The following is a 3,171-nucleotide window of genomic DNA, read 5'->3' as shown; positions in this document are numbered from 1 at the left end:
CTGTCGGAGCAGGACCTGAGCAGGAACGCCTTCTGCAGGGTGTTGAGCGTGCGGTTGACCGCGCCGGCGCTGGCGAAGGGGCCGAAATAGTCGCCCTTGATGGTGTGGGCGCCGCGGTGTTTGCGCAGCTGGGCGGCGGGGTGCTCGCGGCGGATGACGATCTCGGGGAACGACTTGTCGTCGCGCAAGAGGACGTTGAAGCGGGGCTTCAGCTGCTTGATCAGGTTGATCTCGAGCAGCAGGGCGTCGGTCTCTGTGCGGGTGGTGACGAACTCCATCGACCGCGTCAGATCCACCATGTGGGCGATGCGCTGGGTGTGGAAGCGGCCTTGCGCATACTGGATCACGCGCTTTTTCAGGGACCGCGCCTTGCCGACGTAGAGCACCTCGCCGCCCTCGCCCATCATCCGGTAGACGCCTGGACGATCCGGCAGGCGCTTGACCTCGTCCTTGATGAGCGCCGCGCCCTGCAGGGGCGCCTCGGCGATGTCGGTGGGCATGGCGCCAGATATAGGCGAGTCCCGCGCCCCGTGCAGCGTCAGGCGGCGGCGAGCGCCGCCAGGGCGCCGCCGAGGATCCGCACACAGGTCTCCTCGGCCTCGTCAAGGTCGAGGGATCGCTCGGCCACCCGCTGGCCGGCCCGGCCGGTCACCGCCATCAAGAGGTCGACGGCGGATATGGCCAGCGGCAGGGGCAGGCCGTACTCGCGCCGGGTCAGGCGGACGAAATAGCGGATGGTGCGGTCGCGCTCGGCGCGGTTGTCGGCCTCCATCAGCCGGGCCACCGAAGGATCGTCCAGCAGCGGCGCGATCAGGGCGCCGCGGTCGCGCATCTGTTCCAGATAGAGCCGGGTGGTCCGGCGGATGACCTCGGCGAAGGTGGTGGCCTTCAGCGCCGTACTCATGCCGCGCTCGCGCAGCTCGGTCTGTTCGCGGCGCAGCAGGGCGGCCAGCAGGGCGTCGCGACTGGGGAAATAGGCATAGAGCAGCCCCTTGCTGATGCCGGCGTCGCGGGCCAGCCGCTCCATGCCCAGGGCCGAGAGCCCCTGGTCCAGGATCAGCCGCGCAGCGGCGTCGAGGATCTGGCTGCGCCGCGCGGTTGGCGTCAGGCGGGTCCGGCGGCGCGCGGCGGAGGGCGCCGGCGCGGTCAAGGCTGGCGCCAGGCGGCCAGGCCCCCGGGTGGCAGGACCTCGCCACCCATGAGGAACGTCGCGCCCGGCGGCGCCGGGGTCGGTTGGGGCTCCGGCGCGAAATTGAAGGCGAAGGTGACGCCGTCGCGGCGGCGCAGGCGCACGCCCGGCGGCAGGTCGGTGAGGGGGATGCCGGCCGCCCCCGCCAGGGTTTCGATCACCGCGTCGAGCAGTTCGGCCCCAGGCCAGGTCGCCAGATAGTTCAGCCGCCCCTGCGCGACCCACGCCGCCCCGCCGTCGGTGAACCGGGCGCGCGGGATGAGCGCCGTCTCCAGCGTCTCGCGCCACAGCCGCGCGCCAAGGGTCCGGCCCTCGAACGCGACCTGTGGCCCGGCGCCGGGTCGCAGGCTCTCGACCCGCGTGACCTTGACGGCCAGCCCGGCCTGCAACGGCCCCGGCGGCAGCTCCGGCGGGATCTGGCCTTCGGGGGTGCGCGAGCCGGTGCGCGGCCCGAACAGCACCACCGCGCCGGACGCCTCAAGGGCCGCAAGCGTCGCCGGTTGCAGCATCGGCAAGGTGGGACAGACCACCAGCCCAAAGCCGGTAAAGTCCGCGTCCGGCGGCAGGATGTCGATATCGAGGCCGCGCCGACGCAGCGCCTCGTACATCTCGAACGCCAGCCGCAGGCCGTCGAATCCCTGGCCCTGCGGCTGGATCTTCAGATGCCAGTCCGCCTCATAGCTGAACACCAGCGCCACGGCGGCGCGGCGGCAGGGCGCCAGCGGACCCAGGGCCCCGATCTCTTGGGCCACCTGCCGCGCCTCGCGGCCGCCCTGGTCCTCCACGCGGTCTGGGCGGTTCAGGCCCGCGTGCAGCTGTTCCTGCCCGAACGGGGCCTGGCGCCAGCGGAAATAGCTGACCACCTCTGCGCCGTGGGCGAAGGCTTCCCAGCTCCAGGTGCGCACCACCCCCGGCAGCGGGGCCGGATTGAACCGCGCCCAGTTCACCGGCCCCGGCTGCTGTTCCATCACCCACCAGCGGCCCCGTCCGCACCCCCGGTAGAGGTCGTGATGGAAGCCGGCGATGTCCGGATGGCCCTGGCGCAGGTAGGCCAGCTTCTCCGCGTCGCTGAACCAGAACTGTTCAAGGAAGCCCAGGGGATAGCTGTCCCAGCTGGCGACATCGAGGTCGCGGGCCACGGCGAAATGGTCGAACTCGGTATAGAAGCCCATGAAGTTGTGGGTGATGTCGCGGCCGGGCGACAGGCGCCGGAGGATGTCGGCCTGCAACCGGTTGAAGCCCGCCACCTCGTCGGAGGCAAAGCGGTTGTAGTCGAGCCGGTGACTGGGATTGGCCTCGGTGACGGTCAGGTTCGGCGGGTCGATCTCGTCGAACGCCCGGTACGCCTGCGACCAGAACACCGCGCCCCAGGCCCGGTTAAGCGCCTCGATCGACTGGTAGCGCTGGGCCAGCCAGGTGCGGAACCGTCGAGCCGCATTGGCCGAATAGCTGATCGTGGTGTCGTGACAGCCGTACTCGTTGTCCGTCTGCCAGGCCCCGACCGCGGGATGGCGGCCATAGCGGGTCGCCACCGCCTGGGTGATCCTTGCGCATTGCGCGCGATAGTCTTCGCTCGAAAAGCAATAGTGCCGGCGCGAGCCGAACCGCCTGGGCCGGCCCTGCGCGTCGACCGCGAGCATCTCGGGGTGCGCGTCCACCAGCCATTTCGGCGGGGTGGCGGTGGGGGTGCACATGACGATCCTGAGGCCGGCGGCGGCCAGCGTCTCGACCGCCCGGTCCAACCAGCCCCAGTCAAAGCGCCCCGGCTCCGGCTCGATCCGGCTCCAGGCAAACTCGCCGATGCGCACCCAGGTGAGGCCCATTTGCGCCATCCGCCGCGCGTCCTCGGGCCAGTCGCCTTCAGGCCAGTGCTCCGGGTAGTAGCAGACGCCCAGCTTCATGCCGGCTCGCGCATCAGATCGACCAAGTCCCGCCTCCGAACCGCGTCCCCGCCCCCCACTCGAGACCTCAACTCCAGAGGG

Annotated in this window: 3 protein-coding genes; all 3 read right to left on the bottom strand. The window is 71.0% G+C overall.

What is annotated here, in order from left to right; all coding sequences use genetic code 11:
- The coding region (locus RMN86_RS07140) for a GIY-YIG nuclease family protein (RefSeq protein WP_309605144.1) at positions 1–500 on the bottom strand (500 nt) is incomplete at its 3' end.
- Positions 501–538: 38 nt separating this feature from the next.
- A complete protein-coding gene (locus RMN86_RS07135) occupies positions 539–1,150 on the bottom strand; it encodes a helix-turn-helix domain-containing protein (RefSeq protein WP_309605143.1) in 612 nt (203 codons plus the stop codon).
- On the bottom strand, positions 1,147–3,090 hold the full coding sequence (locus RMN86_RS07130; RefSeq protein ID WP_309605142.1) for a beta-galactosidase: 1,944 nt from the start codon (positions 3,088–3,090) through the stop codon (positions 1,147–1,149). The genes RMN86_RS07135 and RMN86_RS07130 overlap by 4 nt, the downstream gene beginning before the upstream one ends.
- Positions 3,091–3,171: the final 81 nt, after the last annotated feature.

This window comes from Phenylobacterium sp. (genome assembly GCF_031360265.1).
Lineage (GTDB): Bacteria > Pseudomonadota > Alphaproteobacteria > Caulobacterales > Caulobacteraceae > Phenylobacterium.
This window is presented reverse-complemented; position numbering and strand designations above follow the sequence as displayed.